At 71.5% G+C, this 19972-nt stretch carries 21 protein-coding genes and 1 tRNA gene; 9 read left to right on the top strand and 13 right to left on the bottom strand.

The annotated features are described in order from the left end of the window. Positions 1-82 precede the first annotated feature (82 nt). On the top strand, positions 83-526 hold the full coding sequence (locus NH2_RS03710; protein WP_067648178.1) for a Fur family transcriptional regulator: 444 nt from the start codon (positions 83-85) through the stop codon (positions 524-526). After that, positions 523-1986, top strand: a complete 1464-nt coding sequence (locus NH2_RS03705) for a catalase (protein WP_067648175.1) — start codon at positions 523-525, stop codon at positions 1984-1986. The genes NH2_RS03710 and NH2_RS03705 overlap by 4 nt, the downstream gene beginning before the upstream one ends. Before the next feature lie 519 nt (positions 1987-2505). On the opposite strand, the gene atzF is transcribed toward NH2_RS03705, so the two are convergent. After that, the gene (gene atzF / locus NH2_RS03700) at positions 2506-4224 is read right to left on the bottom strand and encodes an allophanate hydrolase (RefSeq protein ID WP_067648173.1); all 1719 of its coding nucleotides are present in this window, start codon (positions 4222-4224) and stop codon (positions 2506-2508) included. 11 nt (positions 4225-4235) lie between these two features. Further along, positions 4236-4952 (bottom strand): GntR family transcriptional regulator, encoded by a 717-nt coding sequence (locus NH2_RS03695; protein WP_067648170.1) that lies wholly within the window; start codon positions 4950-4952, stop codon positions 4236-4238. Between the two features lie 237 nt (positions 4953-5189). Here NH2_RS03695 and NH2_RS03690 point away from each other — a divergent pair, with 237 nt between their 5' ends. Both NH2_RS03690 and NH2_RS03685 read left to right on the top strand, forming a co-directional pair. After that, entirely contained in the window at positions 5190-6401 is a 1212-nt protein-coding gene (locus NH2_RS03690; RefSeq protein WP_067648168.1) for a cytochrome P450, read from the top strand. Then, positions 6398-6979 (top strand): TetR/AcrR family transcriptional regulator, encoded by a 582-nt coding sequence (locus NH2_RS03685; RefSeq protein ID WP_067648165.1) that lies wholly within the window; start codon positions 6398-6400, stop codon positions 6977-6979. The genes NH2_RS03690 and NH2_RS03685 overlap by 4 nt, the downstream gene beginning before the upstream one ends. Here the strand turns inward: NH2_RS03685 and NH2_RS03680 are convergent, their stop codons facing one another. The 7 genes from NH2_RS03680 to NH2_RS03655 all read right to left on the bottom strand — a co-directional run bounded on the left by NH2_RS03680 (position 6980) and on the right by NH2_RS03655 (position 11475). Next, complete coding sequence (locus NH2_RS03680) at positions 6980-7450, bottom strand: hypothetical protein (protein WP_067648162.1); 471 nt, start codon at positions 7448-7450, stop codon at positions 6980-6982. It lies immediately after the preceding gene. Then, a complete protein-coding gene (locus NH2_RS03675; RefSeq protein WP_067648159.1) occupies positions 7447-8517 on the bottom strand; it encodes a DNA polymerase III subunit beta family protein in 1071 nt (356 codons plus the stop codon). The genes NH2_RS03680 and NH2_RS03675 overlap by 4 nt, the downstream gene beginning before the upstream one ends. A gap of 119 nt (positions 8518-8636) precedes the next feature. After that, the gene (locus NH2_RS28560) at positions 8637-8792 is read right to left on the bottom strand and encodes a hypothetical protein (RefSeq protein WP_157103591.1); all 156 of its coding nucleotides are present in this window, start codon (positions 8790-8792) and stop codon (positions 8637-8639) included. Between the two features lie 30 nt (positions 8793-8822). Then, positions 8823-9200: a hypothetical protein gene (locus NH2_RS03670; RefSeq protein WP_157103590.1), complete on the bottom strand. Its 378-nt coding sequence runs from the start codon at positions 9198-9200 to the stop codon at positions 8823-8825. A 185-nt stretch (positions 9201-9385) separates the two neighbouring features. Then, a tRNA-Pro gene (locus NH2_RS03665) sits at positions 9386-9459 on the bottom strand. 61 nt (positions 9460-9520) lie between these two features. Continuing rightward, positions 9521-10330: a DUF8017 domain-containing protein gene (locus tag NH2_RS03660; protein WP_067648154.1), complete on the bottom strand. Its 810-nt coding sequence runs from the start codon at positions 10328-10330 to the stop codon at positions 9521-9523. Between the two features lie 182 nt (positions 10331-10512). Continuing rightward, positions 10513-11475 carry a metallophosphoesterase gene (locus NH2_RS03655; RefSeq protein ID WP_067648151.1) on the bottom strand — a complete coding sequence of 321 codons (963 nt, stop codon included), beginning with the start codon at positions 11473-11475 and terminating at the stop codon, positions 10513-10515. 111 nt (positions 11476-11586) lie between these two features. On the opposite strand from NH2_RS03655, the gene NH2_RS03650 reads away from it, so the two are divergent. Then, on the top strand, positions 11587-12051 hold the full coding sequence (locus tag NH2_RS03650; RefSeq protein WP_067648148.1) for a GatB/YqeY domain-containing protein: 465 nt from the start codon (positions 11587-11589) through the stop codon (positions 12049-12051). A 124-nt stretch (positions 12052-12175) separates the two neighbouring features. On the opposite strand, the gene NH2_RS03645 is transcribed toward NH2_RS03650, so the two are convergent. Further along, positions 12176-14539 (bottom strand): penicillin-binding protein, encoded by a 2364-nt coding sequence (locus tag NH2_RS03645; RefSeq protein ID WP_067648145.1) that lies wholly within the window; start codon positions 14537-14539, stop codon positions 12176-12178. 354 nt (positions 14540-14893) lie between these two features. On the opposite strand from NH2_RS03645, the gene NH2_RS03640 reads away from it, so the two are divergent. Next, positions 14894-15217 carry a WhiB family transcriptional regulator gene (locus NH2_RS03640; RefSeq protein ID WP_067648142.1) on the top strand — a complete coding sequence of 108 codons (324 nt, stop codon included), beginning with the start codon at positions 14894-14896 and terminating at the stop codon, positions 15215-15217. Between the two features lie 69 nt (positions 15218-15286). Here NH2_RS03640 and bagB read toward each other — a convergent pair whose 3' ends face one another. Both bagB and bagA read right to left on the bottom strand, forming a co-directional pair. Continuing rightward, positions 15287-16429, bottom strand: a complete 1143-nt coding sequence (gene bagB, locus NH2_RS03635) for an ATPase BagB (protein WP_067648138.1) — start codon at positions 16427-16429, stop codon at positions 15287-15289. After that, entirely contained in the window at positions 16426-17445 is a 1020-nt protein-coding gene (gene bagA / locus NH2_RS03630; RefSeq protein ID WP_067648136.1) for an ATPase BagA, read from the bottom strand. The genes bagB and bagA overlap by 4 nt, the downstream gene beginning before the upstream one ends. A 149-nt stretch (positions 17446-17594) precedes the next feature. Here bagA and sp36 point away from each other — a divergent pair, with 149 nt between their 5' ends. From sp36 to NH2_RS03620, 3 genes are read left to right on the top strand one after another with little or no spacing between them, the layout of a single operon-like run. Next, positions 17595-17756, top strand: coding sequence for a Sp36 family protein (gene sp36, locus NH2_RS28555; RefSeq protein WP_157103589.1), 162 nt, complete (start codon positions 17595-17597; stop codon positions 17754-17756). Next, positions 17753-18232: a RidA family protein gene (locus NH2_RS03625; protein WP_067648133.1), complete on the top strand. Its 480-nt coding sequence runs from the start codon at positions 17753-17755 to the stop codon at positions 18230-18232. The genes sp36 and NH2_RS03625 overlap by 4 nt, the downstream gene beginning before the upstream one ends. A 40-nt stretch (positions 18233-18272) precedes the next feature. Continuing rightward, complete coding sequence (locus NH2_RS03620; protein ID WP_067648130.1) at positions 18273-19061, top strand: MBL fold metallo-hydrolase; 789 nt, start codon at positions 18273-18275, stop codon at positions 19059-19061. A 62-nt stretch (positions 19062-19123) separates the two neighbouring features. Here the strand turns inward: NH2_RS03620 and NH2_RS03615 are convergent, their stop codons facing one another. Continuing rightward, positions 19124-19798, bottom strand: coding sequence for a Crp/Fnr family transcriptional regulator (locus tag NH2_RS03615; RefSeq protein WP_067648128.1), 675 nt, complete (start codon positions 19796-19798; stop codon positions 19124-19126). Positions 19799-19972: the final 174 nt, after the last annotated feature.

Raw genomic sequence — 19972 nt, 5'->3', positions numbered from 1 at the left:
AGGTGACCTGCGACACAACCCTCAGTTTTCTGGAGTAGCTAGTTTTCTTGACTAATTCCAGAAAGGCGGCATACTCGAACCCATGGAGACCGAACCCCGCGACTGGCTGCGCCGGGCGAACCTGCGGGTCACCGCCCCGCGGCTGGCGGTGCTCGAGGCGGTCGCCGCACATCCGCACTCGGATGCCGACCGGATCGCCGCCGCCGTGCGGAGCTCGCTCGGCACGGTCTCCACGCAGGCCGTCTACGACGTGCTGCACGCCTGCGTGCGGGCCGGAATCCTGCGGCGCATCGAGCCGGCCGGCTCGCCCGCGCGCTACGAGACCAGGATCGGCGACAACCACCACCACCTGGTGTGCCGCGGCTGCGGCGCGGTCGCCGATGTGGACTGCGTCGCCGGCGCGGCCCCCTGCCTGCACCCGAGCGACGCGCACGGCTTCGTCCTCGACGAGGCCGAGGTCGTCTTCTGGGGTCGCTGCGCCGCCTGCGCCCGTTCCACCGAAAGCCAGAGGAGGCTTCCGCTATGACCAAGCCGACCACGACCAACTCCGGTATCCCGGTCGAGAGCGACAACGAATCGCTGACCGCGGGTGCCACGGGCCCGATCCTGCTGCACGATCACTACCTGATCGAGAAGCTCGCCCAGTTCAACCGGGAGCGGGTGCCGGAGCGGGTGGTGCACGCGAAGGGCGCTGGTGCGTACGGCGAGCTCGTCGTCACCGCCGATGTCAGCCGCTTCACCAAGGCGAAGCTGTTCCAGCCGGGTGCGCGCACCGAGTCGCTGGTGCGGTTCTCCACCGTCGCCGGTGAGCAGGGCAGCCCGGACACCTGGCGCGATCCGCGCGGCTTCGCGGTGAAGTTCTACACCGAGGACGGCAACTACGACCTGGTCGGCAACAACACCCCGGTCTTCTTCATCAAGGACCCGATCAAGTTCCCCGACTTCATCCGCTCGCAGAAGCGGCTGCCGGGCAGCGGGCTGCGCGACCACCACATGCAGTGGGACTTCTGGACCCTGCGCCCGGAGTCGGCGCACCAGGTGACCTGGCTGATGGGCGACCGCGGTATCCCGAAGACCTACCGGCACATGGACGGCTTCGGCTCGCACACCTACCAGTGGATCAATGCCGCGGGCGAGCGCTTCTGGGTGAAGTACCACTTCAAGACCGACCAGGGCATCGACTACCTGACCCAGGACGAGGCCGACCGGGTGGCAGGCACCGACCCCGACTACCACCGCAAGGACCTCTGGAACAGCATCGAGAACGGCGACTTCCCGAGCTGGACGCTGCACGTGCAGGTGATGCCGGTGGCCGAGGCCGAGACGTACCGGTTCAACCCGTTCGACCTGACCAAGGTCTGGTCGCAGCGCGACTACCCGCTGATCGAGGTCGGCAAGTGGACGCTGAATCGCAACCCGGGCAACTACTTCGTCGACATCGAGCAGGCCGCCTTCGAGCCGTCCAACACGGTGCCCGGCATCGGCTTCTCGCCGGACAAGATGCTGCTGGGCCGAGTCTTCGCCTACGCCGACGCGCACCGCTACCGGGTCGGCACCAACTACGCGCAGCTGCCGCCGAATCGAGCGCGCGCGGCCGAGGTGAACTCCTACTCCAAGGAGGGCGCCATGCGCTTCGACTACAACGACGCGAACACCCCGGTCTACGCGCCGAACTCCTACGGCGGCCCGCACGCCGAGCCGGAGCTGGCGCCGGACGGCGGCCGCTGGGATTTCGACCCGACCATGGTCCGCGCCGGGTACCTCCAGCACGCCGAGGACGGTGACTTCACCCAGCCGGGGACGCTGGTCCGCGAGGTGCTCTCGGACGAGCAGCGCGACCGGCTGGTCGGCAATATCGTCGGGCACGTGCTCGACGGGGTCGAGGAGCCGGTGCTGAGCCGGGTCTTCGAGTACTGGCGGAATGTCGACGCCGAGCTGGGCAAGCGAGTGGAGGACGGCGTGCGCGCCGGGCTCGACGAGAGCTGACCCGACAGACGCGAAGGGCGGGCGGTGCCACCGGCACCGACCGCCCTTTCGCGCGTTCCGCGGGGCCCGTCTAGAGCAGCCCCCACCAGTACAGAACGCAGGCGAGCACCCAGACGACCACGGTTTCCATCGCTTGCTCCACTCTCCTCGATGTCGCTGTCCTCCATCATTCCCCTCCTGGCCGCCCACCGTTACGGCTCGCGCAAATTCCGGCATTTCCGCCCGCAAGGTCTTGTTAAGCGGGCCATGAGCGGCGGGTCGCACAGTGGTTCCCGTACCGGATCGCTTCTGAGGGGTTGCGAAACGGAACGAGGGGACGTCCGGCCGGACCGGTGCACGAGGGGTGATCGGTCCGGTCGGTGCGTCGGGGACTGATGTGCAGCAGGCTCTTCCGGGTGCTGAAGGAGCCGGCGCCGCGGGAGGCGGCCGACCGGCCACTGCCGAAGGTAACCGTTGCCGCCACTGCCCGACCCGTCCCATCGCGCGGCCGGGCCGGCCCCCGGGGGCCGGCCCACGGGGTCAGCGGGTTGCCAGGTAGGCCTTCCAGCCGCCGTGCTCGGTGATGTCGGTGCCTGCCACCGCGGCGTCGTAGCCGCAGCCGAAGCCGACGACGCTGCGCCCGTCCGCGAGATCGACGCTGGTCAGCGCCATGGGTGCGGGCAGCGCGGCAAGGAAGGCGCCGAGTCCGGCCCGCGAGATCAGGAAGAGTTCGCCCGCGATCGGGGCGCCGAGCCCGGGGCCGTGCCGCACCAGCCCCGGCTTCGGCGGCATCGTGTCCAGCGCGGCCAGCCGGTAGGCGTCGGTGGTGGCGATCTCCCCGGCGAAGCGCGCGTGCGCCGCGGTGAGCTGGTGGTGCAGCGGCTGCCCGCGCAGGTGCGCGCCGAAGACCGCGAGCGGCACCGCGTCCGGGATGAGCAGCGGCGGCTCGTCGCCGGTGAGCAGCGCCGCGATATCGACGGCGAGCTGGTCGGCGAAGGCGGGGACCACCACCATGACGCCGAACGGGAGCCCGGCCGCGGTCGGCACGCCTGGCACCGCGATCGAGGCCATGTCGAGCAGGTTGCAGAAGTTGGTGAAGGTGCCCATGCGCCGGTTCACGGTGTGCGGATCGGCCTGGATCTCGGCGATCGCCGGGTGCTCGGTCGTGGTCGGGAGCAGCAGCCCGGCGAAGCCGTCGAGTACCGCGGCCGCCTGCGCTTTCGTCCGGGCGAGGGTGTCCAGGTCGGCGGCGAAGGCGGCGGCGCTCGGGGTGGCGGCGGCGCCGATGATGGCGGCGACGGTGGGGTCGGCGCCGGGTGGGTCGGTGGCGAGGAACGCGCCGACCGCGGCGTACCGCTCGGCCACCAGGGCGCCGTCGTAGAGCAGCCGCGCGGCGTCGAGCAGCGGGGCGATATCGACCTCGGCGAGCTCCGCGCCACGCTCGCGCAGCAGCTCCAGCGTGCGCTCGAAGGCGGCGCGGTACTCGGGGGAGAGCGCGGTCAGGTTCGCCTCGACCGGCACCGCGACGCGGGGGGCGGCGGCGAGCGGGACGTCGGCGGGCCAGCTCCGGCTGCGCGGGTCGCGCGGCTCCGGGCCCGCCATCACCCGGATGGCGGCGACCGCGGGCGGGAGCCCGGCGGCGAAGACGGTGACGGCGTCGTAGTCCGCGCAGGCGGGGAGCACGCCGTGCGCGGGCACGATGCCGAGTGTCGCCTTGACCCCGACGATGCCGTTCAGCGCGGCGGGCACCCGGCCGGAGCCCGCGGTGTCGGTGCCGACGCCGATATCGGCGATGCCGAGCGCCACCGCCACCGCGGAGCCGGAGCTCGAGCCGCCGGAGACCAGCTCGGGGTGGTGCGCGTTGCGCACCGCACCGTACGGGCTGCGGGTGCCGACCAGCCCGGTGGCGAACTGGTCGAGGTTGGTCTTGCCGAGCAGTACCGCGCCCGCCGCGGTGAGCCGCTCGACGGCGGCGGCGGTCTCGGCCGGGTGCCTGGCGAAATCGGGGCAGGCGGCGGTGGTCGGCACCCCGGCCACGTCGATATTGTCCTTCACCGCGACCAGCAGCCCGGCCAGCGGCAATACCTCTCCGGCGGCCAGCCTGGCCTGCACCGCCTCGGCGTCGGCGCGCACCTCGGCCTCGGGGCGGAGGGCGATCCAGACCTCCGGGCGGTCCACCTCGGCGATGCGCCGATAGGCGGCGCGCACCCGGTCCACCGGCGACGGGTGCAGGGCGGGCTCGTCGAGCAGGGCGGTCATGGCGGCTCCGATCAGGGGTTGCGGTCGGTGGCCAGCGACATCGCCGCGACGGCCTTGGTCACGCGGTCGAGGACGACGTCCAGCGATTCGCCGATGTGGGTGTGCAGCAGGCGGTACGCCAGCGCGAGGTCGTCGGCGAGCACCGCGTCGAGGATGCCGAGGTGCTCGGCGATGGTGGTCTCGATCCGGTTGTTGACCATGAAGTCGTACATCCTGACGTGCCGGATCCGGGAGTTGACCTGCACCAGTGCGCGCACCAGCTCGGCATTGCCCGAGGCCGTCAGCAGCGTCACGTGGAATTCCTCGTCCCGCACCACGAACCCCGGCTGCTGCTCCGGCGGGTCGGCGCGCAGCTCCAGCCAGCGCTCGCGCTCGGCGCTCAGCAGCTCGCGGTCGTGGCGCACCGCGGGGTTGGTCATGGCGCGCTGGATGCCGCCCAGCTCCAGCGTGATGCGCAGCTCGTAGAGATCGCGGATGAGCGGGATGCTCGGCCGCACGGGGCTGAAGCCGTACTCCGCGCGCTGCAGCAGCCCGTCCGAGCAGAGCACCGTGAGCGCCTCCCGGATCGGGGTACGGGAGATGCCGAAGCGCGCGGAGAGCTTGGGCTCGGTGAGCCGCTCACCGAAGGTGATCTCCCCGTTCATGAGTTCGTCACGCAGCGCCTCGTAGACCACATCCCGCAGCGGGCGCCCCGCGGCGTCCGCGAGCGTGCTCAACCGTGTCGACATGGCTGTATACGCTATGGACGCCGTGTTTCGCGGGTGTGACGGCGCTGCGGCGGAGAGGTAAGCGGTTCCGCACCGGCCCGGAGAATTCGCTCGCGTTCCCGCGCCGCACCCGCGATTGTTCGCGTGTGCCCACACCCGTACCGGAAACGATATCCCCGCTCGCACGGCGGCGAACCTGGACGAGTTCGCCGAGAACGCGTTCTAGACATATCGGCAAATCTGTCTTACTCTCGGGACATGTTGCTCGATGAGTCTCGCGCCGTATTCCAGCCGTGCACCGGCGCCACCTGGGCCGAGCCCTGGCCGATGTACTCGGCGCTGCGCGAGCACGACCCGGTGCACCACGTGGTCCCGGCCGAGCGGCCGGAGCACGACTACTGGGTGCTCACCCGGCACGCCGACGTCTACGCGGCGGCCCGGGACACGGCGACCTTCTCCTCCGGCCAGGGGTTGACCATCGAGTACGGCGAGCTGGAACAGATCGGGCTGACCGCGAACCCGCCGCTGGTCATGCAGGATCCGCCGCAGCACACCGAGTTCCGCAGCCTGGTCGCGCGCGGCTTCACGCCGCGGCGGGTGGAGGCGCTGGAGCCGATGGTGCGCGCCTTCGTCCGGGAGCGGCTGGAGCTGCTCGCCGACGGCGGCGACATCGTGCGCACGCTCTTCAAGCCGCTGCCGAGCATGGTGGTCGCGTATTACCTGGGGGTGCCCGAGGAGGACCGGGACCGCTTCGACGGCTGGACCGACGCCGTCGTCGCGGGCGGCGTCTCCGGCAGCGAGCAGGCCCGCGCCGCCTCCATGGAGATGGTCGGGTACTTCGCCGAGCTCATCCGGCGCAGGCGCACCGACCCCGGCGACGACACCGTCTCGCTGCTGGTGCAGGCCGGGCTCGGCGCCACCGACTCCGACGTCACCGGGCTGGTGCAGCTGCTCGCCTACGCCTGGACCATGGTGGCGGGCGGCAACGACACCACCACCGGGCTGCTCGGCGGCGCGGTGCAGCTGCTGTACGCCAACCCGGTGCAGCGCGCGCGGCTGGTGCGGGAGCCGGAGCTGATCCGCGGCGCCGTCGAGGAGTTCCTCCGGCTCACCGCGCCGGTGCAGGGGCTCGCCCGCACCACCACCCGCGACGTCGAGATCGAGGGGGTGACGATTCCGGCGGGCCGTAAGGTGCTGCTGGTGTACGGCTCCGCCAACCGCGACGAACGGGTCTACGGCCCCGACGCCGCCGACCTCGACATCCACCGCAACCCGCAGCGGCTGATGACCTTCAGCCAGGGCCCGCACCACTGCCTCGGCGCCGCCGCCGCGCGCATGCAGGCCCGGATCGCGCTGGAGGAGTTGCTGGCCCTGCACCCCGGCTTCGCCGTCGACCTCGTCGGCGTCGAGTACGCCGACGGCCCGTACGTGCGGCGCCCCACCCGCGTCCCCTTCCGGAGCGCCGCGTGAGCGACTGGCTGGCCGGCCCGCGCACCGAGCTCGCCGCCGACCGCATCCTGGACGGGGTCCGCAGCCTCTTCCGGGCGCGCGGTCTGGCCGGGGTCTCCGGGGTCGGGATGGCCGAGGTCGCCGCCGCGGCAGGCTGCTCGCGCGCCACCCTGTACCGCTACTTCCCGAACCGGCAGGCGCTCTTCGTCGCCTTCGCCGACCGGGAGGCGCAGCGCGTCGTGGCCCGGGTCTGGCGCGAGCGCGGCGCCGTCGCCGACCCCGCCGCCCTGCTCGACACCCTGATCGCGGTGCTCGCCGCGGTGCGCGGCACCGAGTACCTGGCCGTCTGGTTCGAGCCGGTGAACGCGGGCGTCGTCGCCCAGCTCGCCGACTCCTCGGACGCCGTCGAGCTGCTCGCCCGCAACTTCGTCGCGAGCCTCCGCCCCGACCTGGAGCCCGCCGCCGCCCGCCGTCTCGGCCGCTGGCTGGTGCGCAGCGTGGTCTCGCTGCTCACCATGCCCGCCGAGCCGGACGAGGAGCGAGAACTGCTGCGCGCCTTCGTCATCCCCTTCCTGGAGAGCCCGCGAATCCCGGTCTGATCAGCCGCGCGGCGCGGTGTCGCCGCTGGCGATGGCCGCGCCGACGCCGTCGATGGCGCCGCGGATGAGGTCGCCGTACGGGTCCGGGCCGAGGGCCGGGGCGTGCTGCCTGGCCAGGGCGAGGTGTTCGGCGGCGGGGGTGAGGGAGCCGAGGCGGCGGTAGTCGTCGGCGAGGTTCAGGTGCAGGGAGGGGTAGAAGCCTGCGATGTGCAGGCTTTCGTGCACGTCCCGCACCCGGTCGTCGGTGACGGTGTCGGCGGCGTCGAGGGCACGGATATTCCAGGCGAGGGACTCGGCGGGGTCGTCGTAGAGGTCGGCGAGGTAGTGCGCGAGGGTGCAGCGGTGCAGCGGGTCGCCCGCCGGGCCGATGCCCGCCCAGAGCTCGAGCAGGGCGGTGCGGGCGGTGGCGGTGTCGCCGTCGCGGCCGGTGCCGACGGCGGCGAGGATGGCGGTCATGGTGGGGTCGGTCATGGGGTTCCGTTTCGTGGGTGGATGGGCATGGCGAGGGTGGTGAGGTCGCCGCGGTCGGCCGAGCGCAGGGTGATCGGCTGGGCCGGGCCGCGCAGGTCGAGCAGGAGGTCGGGGCCGATGGCGGTGGCGATGGCCGGGTGCAGGACGGCGGGGTCGAAGTGCAGGGTCAGTGGGCTGCCCATGACGGTCGCGGACAGCGCGGTGCCGCCGATGCGGACTTCGCCGGTGGCGGGTGGCACGGTGCCGCCGAGATTGGGTTCGCCGGTCGCGTGCATCGCGATCTCGCCGCCCCGATGCTCCTCCAGCGCGCGGAGCAGCGGTTCTCGGCCGACCGTCACCCTGGTCACGATTTCGGAGAGCGCGGCGAGCATGCCGCGGTAGTCCGGGAAGTCGTCCGGCAGGATGCGGCAGCTCCGCGCGCCCAGCTCCAGGCGGTGCGCGGTGGCGCGCAGCGCGACCACCGGTGTCCGCCGGATCTCCGGCACCGCCGCGCGCAGATCGGCCCCCGCGATCGTCCCCGCCCAGTTCGTGGCGGGCGCCTCGACCGGAGCCATGGTCCGGGTGGAGAGCCGATACCTGTCGGTGGCGGTCACGATCACCGCATCCGGCAAAGCCTCCAGGCACACCCCCTCCAGCACCGGCAGCGCCGGGTCGACACCGGTTGCCGCCAGCACCTGTTCGATCGCCGCCGCCAGCACCGGCCCCTTCACGGCCCCGACGACCACCTCCGGCGCAACCCCGAGCGCCGCCTCCAGCTCGGCAGCGGTGCGCTGCGCCAGCGCCGCCTCGGCGGCCACCGCGGCCGCGTGCTCCCGGACCAGCCGCACGGCCTGCTCCGGATCCCCGTCGAGCACGCGCAGCACCGGCCCCAGCGGCATCCTCATCTCCCGCAACCGGCGCAACACCCCGGCCCGCTCCACCTGCTCCGCGGCGTAGTACCGATACCCGGTCACCGCATCCACCTCGGCGGGCAGCAGCACCCCGGTATCGGCGTAGAACCGCAGCGCGCTGGCAGTGAGTCCGCTGCGGCGCGCGAATTCCCCGATCGGCATGAGTTCGTCCGGCATGCCGCCATCCTCGGGCTTCGAGCGGGTCGAAGGTCAAGCCGGAAACGCCGACAGCCCCCGGGCGGTCGAGCCGGCCGAGGGCTGTCGGGTGGGAGTCACCCGGACGGAACGGGTGCGCCTCAGCGCCCCTTGATCGCTTCCCGCGCGAGGTTGCCGAGGGTGCCGGCGAGACGGGCGAAATCGTTGACGACCTTCCAGTCCGCATCGCTGGCGTGGTCGGGGGAATTCTTCACCCGGGCGATGGCGTTGCGTACTTCCTGATCGGACTGAGCCATTTGTCTCTCCTTTGTGGGTTTCCGACGGAATCAGTGCTGTTGATCGGGGCTGTCGGCTTTGCGGTCGTATTGACCATTGCGCGTCCTTTTGACGATTTCGCCGATGTTCTCGTGTAGGAAGTCGACGATCTCGTCCGACGCCCGGACCCCGGGGCGTCCCAGGCTCTGCAGGAACAGCCACGGTGCCTCGGTGTCCCTGACGGCGAAGCTCTGCATGATCACAGCGCGGACTTCGTCGCCGCGCCCCGGCACATGCTTCCGCGCCGTCGTCTCGAGGATCTTGCCGAACACGCTCATGAGATGACCGAAATCGATCTCTGCCGGATTGCGGCCGGACTCGGCGATGACGCGATGGCAGAGTTGCACGAAATTCGGGTGCGGTGCCGGTGCGCGAGAGAACAGGCCCATTCGATACTCCGTTGGCGGATTCGGTAGCCGACTTTCTGGTTTCGACTCGGCTCTAGATTAGTGCCGTCGTTTTCGGAGATCAGTCGGTCGAACGCATGATTTGCCTGCCGGAGGGCACGTGGTCACCGACAAGAGAAGCCCCTGACCTGACGGCCAGGGGCTTCTTCGTGTCTCAACCACACGAGTCGGGGTGACAGGATTTGAACCTGCGACCTCTTCGTCCCGAACGAAGCACGCTACCAAGCTGCGCCACACCCCGGGGAGGAGAACCTGAAGTAGCTTACAACAGGGGACCTCTGGACGTTAAATTGGCAGGTCAGTCAGGGTTCGTAGGGTCGGATGGTGCTGAAGACGCGCTTGGCGCCCGCGGCGTCGAGCGCCTGCGGGACGCCGATGTCGGCGGCGATCACCATGACGAAGCTGCCATTGGTGCTCGGGGCGGCCCAGGTGTACACGGCGTACTCGGCGGCGCAGCCGGGCGCGGGCCGCGCGATCCGGCCCCTGGTCTCCACGAACATGCCCTGCTGACCGCCGTCCAGGGAGCGCAGTGGCTCGGCGGGGGCGGCGGCGCCGGGGTCGGCGTAGGCGAGGCGGGCCGCCTTGGCGCCGATGGCGGTGGCCGCGGCGGCGGAATCCCCCTCGTCGGCGGCGGTGAGGAAGGCGACGGTGCGGGTGGAGCCGGGGCAGTAGTCGCGGCCGTCGGTGGCGTAGCCCTTGCCGGTGAGCGCGTCCGGGGCGCGGCCGAATCCGGCCACGGTGTCCGCGGGGGCGATGTGCCAGCCCGCCGGGACGTCGTACGCGGCGTCGCGGTCCGGCGCGGCCACCACCCGGTAGCCGGGGAGCACCGGCGGCGGCACGGCGACGCTGGCCGGTGCGTCGCTGGTGAGCGCGCTGACCAGCGGGGGAGCCCCGCTCTCCGGATCGTCCGAGCCGCGGGCGACGGCGACGGCGGTGGCGGCGGCCGCGAACGCGAGCACGGCGGCGCCCGCGGCGGGCAGGGTCTTGCCCTGGCCGCTCGGCCGGGCGCGGTACTCCGCGAGGAAGGCGTCGAAATCGTGGGGCGGCGGTACCGCGGGCCTTCCGGGATCACGATCCTGGACCGCGGTGGCCGCCTGCCACGAGCCGGTCACCGACGGTGATGCGGAACCGGCCGGAAATGTCGGTCGCGGCGGGGCTTCGCGCCCCGCCACAGCGGATTCCGGAACTACTCGCGGCGCCCCCGGTTGCCCCCATACGGCCCGGTCGGTGCGTTGCGCATCGGTTTCTGCCAATGTGGCGCCCCCTGCCTGACTGTCAGCTTCGGGACGCGACCTTAGCGGGCGACGGCCGCCGAAGCCGAACGGCCTCGGCCGGTTTCGGTCGACGGCTGCTTGGGCGGCGCGGCCACCAGGGTCAGCAGCGTGGCCTCCGGGCGGCAGCAGAAGCGGTACGGCGCCCACGGCGAGGTGCCGATGCCCGCCGAGACGTGCAGCTTGGTGTGCTCGCCCCAGCTGGACGGCCCCTTGACCCTGGCCCGGTCGATGCCGCAATTGGTCACCAGCGCACCGAAACCGGGCACGCAGAGCTGGCCGCCGTGCGTGTGCCCGGCCAGCACCAGGTCGTAGCCGTCGGCGGCGAAGCGGTCGAGGACCCGGGGCTCGGGCGAGTGGGTGAGCCCGATCCGCAGGTCCGCCAGCGGGTTCGGCGGGCCGGCGATGGTGTCGTAGCGGTCGCGCTGCAGGTGCGGGTCGTCCACCCCGGCGGTGGCGATCCGGATGCCGCCGATCTCGAGATCGCGGCGTACGTGCGTGAGGTCGAGCCAGCCGCGCTCGTTGAACGCCGCGCGCAGATCCTGCCAGGGCAGCGGGGCGCCGTAGGTGCGGCGGTGGTCCTTCTGGAAGTACTTGAGCGGGTTCTTCGGCACCGGGGCGAAGTAATCGTTGCTGCCGAACACGAAGAGCCCGGGGCGGGAGAGCAGGCTGCCGAGCGACTGCACGACGGCGGGCACCGCCTTCTGGTGCGACAGGTTGTCGCCGGTGTTCACCACCAGGTCCGGCTCCAGCCGGTCCAGGTCGCGCAGCCACTGCTGCTTGAGCTTCTGGTTCGGCGTCATGTGCAGGTCGCTGATGTGCAGCACCCGCAGTGACGACGACCCGGGCTGCAGCACCGGCATGGTCGTCTCCCTGAGCACGAACGCATTGCGCTCGACGAGGGAGGCGTAACCGATTCCGGCGACCGCGGCTCCCGCGGCCACCGTTGCGGCGCGTCCGACGGCGGAGGTCGTGATGACGGGCATTTGCCCAGCATAGGTGAGCCCGGCCGGTCCTGCCCCGTGTGTTCTCGCACAGCGGGTGCCACGAGCGCAAATGCGCTGGGAGGTGGGCGCGGGACGGGCTAGCGTGGGGGTATGTCGGAACTGAAGTCGCAGCTGCGGGCGGATCTCACCACCGCGCTGAAAGCCAAGGACACCCTGCGTCTCGGCACCGTCCGGATGCTGCTCGCCGCGATCCAGACCGCCGAGACGGCGGGGTCCGAGGCGCGCGAACTCACCGACGCCGAAGTGGTCTCCGTGCTGCAGAAGGAGGCGAAGAAGCGCGGCGAGGCGGCGGAGGTGTACGCCCAGAACGGCCGCGGCGAGCTCGCCGCCAACGAGCACGCCGAGGCCAGGATCATCGACGAGTACCTGCCGACGCAGCTCACCGAGGCGGAGGTGGCGGATCTCGCCGACACCGCCATCGCGCAGGTCGCGGAGGAGCTCGGGGAGCGGCCGGGGATGCGGCAGATGGGTCAGGTCATGAAGATCGCGACCGCTCTCGCCGCGGGCAAGGCGGATGGCTCCCGCATCTCGGCCGCGGTCAAAGCCCGGCTCTGAGCGGTGCGGCCCCATCCCGGGCCTCCGGTTCGCGCTCCAGCCGAGCGCTTCTCCGCCCCTGCGGCCCTGGCCCTCGGCCCACCGCCAATTGCCCCCGGCCTTCGAGGCCGGGGGCAATTTCGGGTCAGCGGGGGATGGGGATCGGGATGGGAATCGGCGGCAGCCGCAGCGGCGGCAAGCCGGGCGCCGCAGGCGCGGGGGCAGGCCCCGGCGTCGGGCTCGGCGCTTGGCGCTGGGTCCCGTCGCTGACGTAGATCGTGATCACCGACCCCGGAATCGCCGATCCGTTCGGCGCGGTGCCCATGACCGTCCCCTTCGGGGCGGCCCCACCCTGCGTCACCGCGGTCACCTGGAACCCGGCCCTGGTGAGCGCCGAGGTGGCATCACCCTGGGACATATTGCTGACGTCCGGCACCTGCGCCTGGTTCGACCCGCGCACGTACTTGTCGTCCAGCGGCGGCAGCGCGGGCGGCGGGTACTGCCCGAGCACCGGCTTGATGGCGTTGAACCAGGTGCGCGCGGGCTCGTTGCCACCGAAGAGATCTCCGCTCCCGCAGTTGCGCAGCGGGAAGGAGCAGATCTCGCCGGGCGTCGGGCTGTCGCCGTAGACGTAGACCGCGGCGGCCAGCGAGTTGGTGAAGCCGAGGAAGCCGGAGGAGCGGTGGCTCTCGGTGGTGCCGGTCTTGCCGGAGGCGGGCGCGTTCCAGCCGGTGGCCCGCGCCGAGCCCGCGGCGGTGCCCTCGGTGTCGTCCTTGCTCATGGCGTTGGCGAGGGTCTGCGCCAGCCCGGGCTCGACCACCTGCTCGCAGGCCTGCTGGGTGAGCGGAACCTGCTTGCCCTGCCGGTCGATGACCTCCCGGATCGGCGACGGCGGGCACCACCGGCCGCCGGAGGCCAGCGTGGCCGCGACGTTGGAGAGCTCGAGCGGGTTGATCGCGACCGGGCCGAGGGTGAAGGAGCCGAGGTTCTGCTCCTTGACCATGTCGGCCAGGCTCTGGTTGCTGAATCCGGAGGTGCCCGGCTCGGTGTACGAGCGCAGCCCGAGCCGGACCGCCATATCGACCGTCGGCGCCACCCCGACCGCCTGGATCAGCTTGACGAAGGTGGTGTTCGGCGAGGTCGCGAGCGCCTCGGTGACCGACATCGGCGACTTGTACCTGCCCGCGTTCTCCACGCAGTAGGTGGCCGCCGGACAGCCCCGGGCGCCGCCGTTGCCCATCCCCTTGGCCTCGAAGCGATTCGGCACGTCCAGCTGGGCGTTGATGCCGAGCCCCTTCTCCATCGCGGCGGCGGTGGTGAAGAGCTTGAAGATCGAGCCGGCCCCGTCGCCGACCATGGAGTACGGCTGTGGCTGCACGGTCTCGTTGGCGTCCGGGTCGAGGCCGTAGCGCCTGCTGCTCGCCATGGCGACCACGTCGTGCGAGTTCTCGCCGGGCGCTACCACCGACATCACCTCGGCGATATTCGCCAGGTTGGGGTCGGCGGCGCCCGCGACCGCATCGCGCACCGAGTCCTGCACGGCCGGGTCGAGCGTGGTGCGGATCAGGTACCCGCCCTTGTCCACCTGCTCCCGGCTGATGCCCGAGTTGGCCAGGTACTGCAGCGCGTAGTCGCAGAAGAAGCCGCGGTCGTTGGCGGCGATGCAGCCGCGCGGCAGCCCCTTGGGCTCGGGCAGCACGCCGAGCGGCTCGGTCTTGGCGGCGCGGAACTCGTCGGCCCGGCTCGGGATGTTCTGGATCATGGTGTCCAGGACGGTGTTGCGCCGCTGCAGCACGCCGTCCTTGTTCGTGTACGGGTTGAGCTTGGACGAGCTCTGCACCATGCCGGCGAGCATGGCCGACTGTGCCACGTTCAGATCCGCGGCGTCGACGCCGAAGTAGGTCTGCGCGGCGTCCTGGATGCCGTAGGAGCTGTTGCCGAAGGGCACCAGGTTCAGGTAGCGGGTGAGGATCTCGTCCTTGGTGAGCTCGCGGTCCAGCGTCAGCGCCATCCGGATCTCGCGGATCTTGCGCGCCGGGGTGGTCTCGATCGCCGCGCGCCGCTCCGCGTCGGTCTTGGCGACCACGAGCAGCTGGAAGTTCTTCACGTACTGCTGGTCGAGGGTGGAGGCGCCCTGCTGCACCTCGCCGCTGGCCGAGTTGGTGAGGAAGGCGCGCAGCGTGCCCTGCCAGTCGACGCCCTCGTGCTCGGCGAAGCGGCGGTCCTCGATCGAGACGATCGCGAGCTTCATGTTGTTGGCGATCCGGTCGCTCGGCACCTCGAACCGGCGCTGCTCGTACAGCCAGGCGATCGGGTTGCCCGCGGTGTCGACCATGGTGGAGACGGCGGGGACGGTGCCCTCGACCAGCTCGGCGGAGACATTGTCGACGGCGTCGGCGGCGCGATTGGAGACGAACCCGAAACCACCGGCGAGCGGGAACAACAGCCCCGCGACGAGCACGGCGGCGAGCACGCAGCTGCCGGCCAGTTTCGCGAGTGTTCGTGTCATCGGCACGCCGCCAGACTACGGGGTGGACGGGATCCGTCTGCGAGGTGCGCACACCGAATGACACGCTGCCGGACGGCGGTGTCCGCCGAAGTGGGCGTGTCGTGGGGTTTTCCCAGCGAGTCGGCCCAACCGGACGGTTCGGTACTTGCGTCCCAGGCACGGACGTACCAAAAAGGTTCGAGCCCGGTCTTGCGTTGTCCTCAACCTTTACCTAGATTGAGAACCCAGTGTGATAGAGCTAACACTCAAAGTGGAATGTGGTGCAGTGCGCAGCGGGGTCTGGGTTGCCGCGTACTGAACGCGATTCCGGAGCGCCGGTTCATACGGTGTTCGGACTGCAAAGGGGCACACCAAATGCATATGACAACCCCCATCGCTCGGTTGAACGTGGAGCAGGCCGAGGCGCGGATCGCCTGGGTCTCCGAGGCCAGGTGCAAGGAAGTGGATCCCGACCAGCTGTTCGTTCGCGGTGCGGCGCAGCGCAAGGCGGCGACGATCTGCCGCCACTGCCCGGTGCTCATGCAGTGCGGGGCCGACGCGCTCGACAACCGCGTCGAGTTCGGGGTGTGGGGCGGCATGACCGAGCGCCAGCGCCGCGCGCTGCTCAAGCAGCACCCGGAGGTGACCTCCTGGGCCGACTTCTTCCAGGCCCAGCGGCAGCACCAGATCGCGATCTGACCCGGCGATGTAGCCCAGCTTCGCCCGATACCGGAATCCGAGCCCGCCACCGCGGGCTCGGTCCCGTTTTCAGGGGTGGACGTCGGCCGTGGGCCGGGGCCCGGCCAGCTGGTCACCCACCGCGCGCAGCGCGGCCAGGTCGGAGACCTCGAAGGGCAGCGCGCGCACCGCGACGATCGGCACCCGCGGGTGCGCGCCGGTGAAACGCTGCAGCAGGTGCTGCTCCCGCTTGGCGGTGGCCGCGCGCTGCGCGTGCACCCGCAGCACGGCGGCGGTGAGCGTGGTGTCGTCGCCGAGCTGCTCGGCCGCCGAGCGCGCGCGGTCGCCGGAGAGCCCGCTGAGCACCGGGTGCGTGCGGTTCAGCACCAGCCCGGCCAGCGGCATCCGCTCGGTGGAGAGCCGGTCGACGAAGAACGAGGCCTCACGCAGCGCGTCCGGCTCGGCGGCGGCGACCACCAGGAAGTGCGTGCCGGGCTGGGCCAGCATGGCGAAGGTGCGGTTGGCCCGCTCCTGGAACCCGCCGAACATGGACTCCAGCGACTGCAGGAAGTTCGAGGCGTCCTTGAGCAGCTGCCCGCCGACCACGGTCGAGACGCCCTTGAGCGCCAGGCTCATGGCGCCGGTGACGAACCGCCCGACGCCGCGGCCCGGCGCCATGATCACCCGGATCATCCGGCCGTTCAGGAAGGTGCCGAGCCGCTTCGGCGCGTCGAGGAAGTCGAGCGCGTTCCGCGAGGGCGGGGTGTCGACCACGATCAGATCCCAGTCCTTGCGGCTGGTCAGCTGGCCGAGCTTCTCCATCGCCATGTACTCCTGCGTTCCGCCGAAGGAGGAGGCGACGGTCTGGTAGATCGGGTTGGCGAAGATCTGCTGCGCCTTGTCCGGGCTGGTGTGCTCCAGCACCATCTCGTCGAAGGTGCGGCGCATGTTCAGCATCATGGCGTGCAGCTCGCCGGGGACCTCGGGGCCGAGCTCCACCCGCTGCGGGGCATTGTCCAGCTCCGCGACGCCGAGCGACTGCGCCAGCCTGCGCGCCGGATCGATGGTCAGCACCACCACCTTGCGGCCAAGCTCGGCCGCGCGCAGCGCGATGGCGGCGGCGGTCGTGGTCTTGCCGACCCCGCCGGAGCCGCAGCAGACGACGACGCGCGCGCTCGGGTCGGCGAGGATCGCCGCGACGTCGAGCCGGGCGCCTGCGTTCGGCGCTGTCATCGGACCCCCTGCTCGCTGAGCTTCTCGGCCAGTTCGTACAGCCCGCCGAGATCGATGCCGTCGGTCAGCGCGGGCAGGTAGAGCTGCGGCACGTCCACCGCGGCCAGCTCGGTGGCGCTGTTGTCCTGGGCACGCAGCCGGGCGGCGTGCTCGATCGTCTCGGTGACCAGGCCGTCGAAATCGGCGTCCGGCAGCGTGATGCCCGCGGCGGCCAGCCCGGACCGCAGCTCGTCCCGGTCCAGCTCGCCGTCGGCCACCGCGCCGCGCAGCTCGGCGGACAGGTAGCCCTGGCCTGCCCGGTTCACGACGACGGTGCCGATGCGCAGGTCTTCGGCGGTGAGCTGGGCGACGGCGTCGGCCGTCTCCTGCACCGGGAGCGCCTCCAGCAGCGTCACCAGGTGGATCAGCGTCTCGTCGGAGTGCAGCAGCTTGGAGACGCCCTCGGCCTGCCCGGCGATCGGGCCGCCGCGGGCGATCTCGGCCATCGCGGTGGTGACGTCGAGGAAGCTCGCGATCCGGCCGGTCGGCGGGGCGTCGACCACGATCTCGTCGTAGACCCGCTTCCCGGTGCCGCGATCGGTCCGGATCACGCACTCCTTGATCTTGCCGGTGAGGATGACGTCGCGCAGCCCCGGCGCGATGGTGGTGACGAACTCGATGGCGCCCATCCGGCGCATGGCCCGGCCGGCGAAGCCGAGGTTGTAGAACATTTCCAGGTACTCCAGGAAGGCGTGCTCGATATCGAGCGCGAGCGCCCACACCTCGCCGCCGCCGTCGGCGGTGGCGATCCTGGTCTCGGTCGGGGGCAGCGGCGGCAGATCGAAGAGCTGGGCGATGGACTGCCTGCTCTCCACCTCGACCAGCAGCACCCGGCGCCCGCCCCTGGCCAGCGCCAGCGCCAGCGCCGCGGCGACCGTCGACTTGCCGGTGCCGCCCTTGCCCGAGACGTAGTGCAGCCGGGCGCGGGTCGCCCGCTCCGGCCAGCCCGTCGTCGGCGCTGCTGATGGTGCTTCCACCCCAGCGAGCCTATAGGCCGCAAGACCGGTCCGTCCGTGTGATCCGCCACCGGCGGGTCGAATGGGTACAAGATGTACCGGTCGCGGAGTTCCGATCAGCGGCGGAGCCATGTCTGCCTGCGTCGGGGGCGCCCCGTTAGGCTCTGCGCATGAGCGAAATCACCCAGTGGGAGTACGCCACCGTGCCGCTGCTGACGCACGCGACCAAGCAGATCCTCGACCAGTGGGGCGCCGACGGCTGGGAGCTGGTGACGGTGCTGCCCGGCCCCACCGGCGAGCAGCACGTGGCCTACCTCAAGCGCGCGAAGTGACCGCGCCCGCCGAATCCGCGACCCCGTGGCGGGAGAATCTCGCCAAGCTCGGCGTCACGCTGCCCCCGGTCACCGCGCCGGTCGCGGCGTACGTGCCCGCGCTGCGCTCGGGCAGCCTGGTCTACACCTCGGGGCAGCTGCCGTTCGTCGACGGTGAGCTGGTGGTCACGGGCAAGGTCGGCGCCGAGGTGACGGTCGAGGCGGCCGCCGAGGCCGCCCGGCTCTGCGCCCTGAACGCGCTGGCCGCGGTGCACGACCTGGTCGGGCTGGACGAGGTGGTGCGGATCGTGAAGGTCGTCGGCTTCGTGGCCTCCGCGCCCGGCTTCGGCGACCAGCCGGTGGTGATCAACGGCGCCTCGCAGTTCCTCGGCGCGGTGTTCGGTGACGCCGGGGCACATGCCCGCTCCGCCGTCGGCGTCTCCGAGCTGCCCCGGAACACCCCGGTCGAGGTGGAGCTCATCGCCGAGGTCCGCTGACGCGCGGCCCCATCGAATCCCGAACCCCAGGGGGAGTGCCATGACCCTGACCCATCCCGCCTACGGGCAGCTGCGTCCGGTGACCCCGAACGCGTCGGTGCTGCTCGCCCGGAACCCCGGCCAGATGACGCTGGACGGCACCAACACCTGGCTCCTCAGGGCGCCGGCGAGCACCGAGTACGTGGTGGTCGACCCGGGGCCCAAGGACCGGGCGCACGTGGAGGCCATCGCCGAGGCCACCGGCGGTGCCATCGCGCTCACCCTGATCACGCACCACCACCACGACCACACCGGCGGCATCGACCGGCTGGTCGACCTGACCGGGACGGTGGTGCGCGCCAAGGACCCGACCTTCCTGCGCGGCACCGAGGCCGCGCTGGCCGACGGCGAGGTGATCGAGGCGGCCGGGCTGCGGATCGAGGTGCTCGGCACGCCGGGGCACACCACCGACTCGGTGAGCTTCGTGCTTGCCGACGGGGTGCTCACCGGCGACACCGTGCTCGGTTCCGGGACAACGGTGCTGGAGAACCGCCCCGGCGCGCTCGCCGACTACCTGGCCTCGCTGGATCGGCTGCTCGCCGCGGGCGACGGGCGGCCGCTGCTGCCCGCGCACGGGCCGGACCACCCCGATCTGGGGCCGGTGCTGCGCTACTACATCGAGCACCGGCACCAGCGGCTGGACCAGGTGCGGGCCGCGCTGGCCGAGCTGGGCGACGATGCGGGCGCCATGGCGATCGTGCGCAAGGTGTACGCCGACGTGGACAAGAAGCTCTGGCCCGCGGCGCGGAGCTCGGTGCAGGCCCAGCTGGACTACCTGCGCACTGCCTGAGAAAACAGCACAGCGCGCCGTGCGGGCGACCGCATCGGCGCGCTGTCTGCTGTGCGCGGAGCTCAGCGGGCGCGGCGCGCCAGCCGCTCCGAGTCGGAGATGAGCACGCTCTTGCCCTCCAGCCGCAGCCAGCCGCGGTGCGCGAAGTCGGCGAGCGCCTTGTTCACGGTCTCGCGGGAGGCGCCGACGAGCTGGGCGATCTCCTCCTGGGTGAGGTCGTGGGTGACCCGGAGGGCGCCCGCCTCCTGGGTGCCGAAGCGCTGCGCGAGCTGCAGCAGGGCCTTGGCGACGCGACCGGGGACGTCGGTGAAGATCAGGTCCGCCAGGTTGTTGTTGGTGCGGCGGAGGCGGCGGGCGAGCACCCGCAGCAACTGCTCGGCGATCTCGGGGCGCTGGTCGATCCATGCCTTCAGCGCGTCCCGGTCCATGGTGACGGCGCGGACCTCGGTGACCGTGGTCGCGGTCGAGGTGCGCGGGCCCGGGTCGAAGATGGAGAGCTCGCCGAACATGTCGGAGGGGCCCATGATCGTCAGCAGGTTCTCCCGCCCGTCCGGCGAGCGGCGCCCGATCTTCACCTTGCCGGTGGTGATGATGTACAGCCGGTCGCCCGGCTCGCCCTCGTTGAAGATGATGTGGCCACGCGGAAAGTCGACGGGCTGGAGTTGTTTGGCGAGGGCGGCCACCGCTGTGGGCTCGACGCCCTGGAAGATGCCTGCTCTGGCGAGGGCCTCGTCCACGAATGTGCTCCTTTGGGAAATGGCTTCCGTACCGGGACCGAATCGACCCGGCCACCAGCGGAGTCTACGCGGAGGCAGGCTCGGACAGTGACAGACACCACGTAAAGAGCGGATTGCGGGACGTCGATGGAACGAGTGACGGAAAGGTCGCGCGGCCGGCTCACTCGGGCCGGA

Origin of the sequence: Nocardia harenae NBRC 108248 (genome assembly GCF_001612885.1) — a bacterium.
In the GTDB taxonomy this organism is placed as follows: domain Bacteria; phylum Actinomycetota; class Actinomycetes; order Mycobacteriales; family Mycobacteriaceae; genus Nocardia; species Nocardia harenae.
Note: the sequence above shows the minus strand (reverse complement) of the source record. Positions and strands in the feature narration are given on the sequence as shown.

Bases quoted from the DNA above. Each gene is read 5' to 3' on its own strand.
- NH2_RS03710 (WP_067648178.1), top strand. From the start codon at position 83: ATGGAGACCGAACCCCGCGACTGGCTGCGCCGGGCGAACCTGCGGGTC.
- NH2_RS03705 (WP_067648175.1), top strand. From the start codon at position 523: ATGACCAAGCCGACCACGACCAACTCCGGTATCCCGGTCGAGAGCGAC.
- atzF (WP_067648173.1), bottom strand. From the start codon at position 4,224: ATGACCGCCCTGCTCGACGAGCCCGCCCTGCACCCGTCGCCGGTGGAC.
- NH2_RS03695 (WP_067648170.1), bottom strand. From the start codon at position 4,952: ATGTCGACACGGTTGAGCACGCTCGCGGACGCCGCGGGGCGCCCGCTG.
- NH2_RS03690 (WP_067648168.1), top strand. From the start codon at position 5,190: ATGTTGCTCGATGAGTCTCGCGCCGTATTCCAGCCGTGCACCGGCGCC.
- NH2_RS03680 (WP_067648162.1), bottom strand. From the start codon at position 7,450: ATGACCGACCCCACCATGACCGCCATCCTCGCCGCCGTCGGCACCGGC.
- NH2_RS03675 (WP_067648159.1), bottom strand. From the start codon at position 8,517: ATGCCGGACGAACTCATGCCGATCGGGGAATTCGCGCGCCGCAGCGGA.
- NH2_RS28560 (WP_157103591.1), bottom strand. From the start codon at position 8,792: ATGGCTCAGTCCGATCAGGAAGTACGCAACGCCATCGCCCGGGTGAAG.
- NH2_RS03670 (WP_157103590.1), bottom strand. From the start codon at position 9,200: ATGGGCCTGTTCTCTCGCGCACCGGCACCGCACCCGAATTTCGTGCAA.
- NH2_RS03655 (WP_067648151.1), bottom strand. From the start codon at position 11,475: ATGCCCGTCATCACGACCTCCGCCGTCGGACGCGCCGCAACGGTGGCC.
- NH2_RS03650 (WP_067648148.1), top strand. From the start codon at position 11,587: ATGTCGGAACTGAAGTCGCAGCTGCGGGCGGATCTCACCACCGCGCTG.
- NH2_RS03645 (WP_067648145.1), bottom strand. From the start codon at position 14,539: ATGACACGAACACTCGCGAAACTGGCCGGCAGCTGCGTGCTCGCCGCC.
- NH2_RS03640 (WP_067648142.1), top strand. From the start codon at position 14,894: ATGCATATGACAACCCCCATCGCTCGGTTGAACGTGGAGCAGGCCGAG.
- bagB (WP_067648138.1), bottom strand. From the start codon at position 16,429: ATGACAGCGCCGAACGCAGGCGCCCGGCTCGACGTCGCGGCGATCCTC.
- sp36 (WP_157103589.1), top strand. From the start codon at position 17,595: ATGAGCGAAATCACCCAGTGGGAGTACGCCACCGTGCCGCTGCTGACG.
- NH2_RS03620 (WP_067648130.1), top strand. From the start codon at position 18,273: ATGACCCTGACCCATCCCGCCTACGGGCAGCTGCGTCCGGTGACCCCG.